The sequence below is a fragment of the Bowmanella dokdonensis genome (assembly GCF_017254865.1).
GTDB lineage: Bacteria > Pseudomonadota > Gammaproteobacteria > Enterobacterales > Alteromonadaceae > Bowmanella > Bowmanella dokdonensis.
In genome coordinates, this window is sequence record NZ_JAFKCV010000050.1 from 1 (window position 1) to 674 (window position 674).

Genomic DNA, 674 nt, shown 5'->3' on the forward strand with positions numbered 1-674 from the left:
CGACATAATGCTGTCCATGTATCAGGGGCGAGACAGTGCGGTGTTATCCATCCACCAGTTTGGCGACCTGGATTACCGGCCGTTTTTTGCCGAAATTGAACCGATTTTCCATCAGTACGAAGGGCGGCCCCATTGGGGCAAGATCCATACCTTACAGGCCCCGCAACTGGCGGCACTGTACCCCAAGCACTGGCAGGATTTTCTTGCCATTCGGGAAAGTCTGGATCCCAAGGGCAAATTGCTGAATGCACATTTAAAGCAGGTGCTGGGCGTGTAAGTGCTGCTTGTTTCTGCAAGGGCTTCAATGGCTGATAACTGAATAAATAATGGAGTAGGTTGAGATGACAAGCAGACGCACCTTTTTAAAAGCCGGCGCTGGTGTGGCGGTGCTGGGCGGTGCCTGGCTGGCCAAGCCGCAGGATAATGCCGGTGCCATCGAGCCTTATTTTCAGGGCTTATCTTCTGCTTTAGATAGCGCTGATATTACCCATCCGTCGCTACTGATCGATCTGGATAAACTGGACCATAATCTGTCGCGGTTAAATGCGTTTTTCAGCCGCCAGCCAGAGAAAACCTATCGCATGGTGGTGAAGTCGCTGCCAAGCCCCGACTTGCTTGACTATATAGCCAAGCGTACCCAAAGCCATGCTTATATGGTGTTCCATTTGCCCTTT

The 674-nt window shown here is 51.5% G+C and carries 2 protein-coding genes; both read left to right on the plus strand.

The window, feature by feature from the left end:
• Window positions 1-277, plus strand: a 277-nt coding sequence (locus tag J0A66_RS21475) for a D-arabinono-1,4-lactone oxidase (protein WP_277603612.1), incomplete at its 5' end; no start/stop codon positions are given.
• Window positions 278-341: 64 nt separating this feature from the next.
• On the plus strand, window positions 342-674 hold a 333-nt coding region (locus J0A66_RS21480; RefSeq protein WP_206575907.1), incomplete at its 3' end, for a twin-arginine translocation signal domain-containing protein.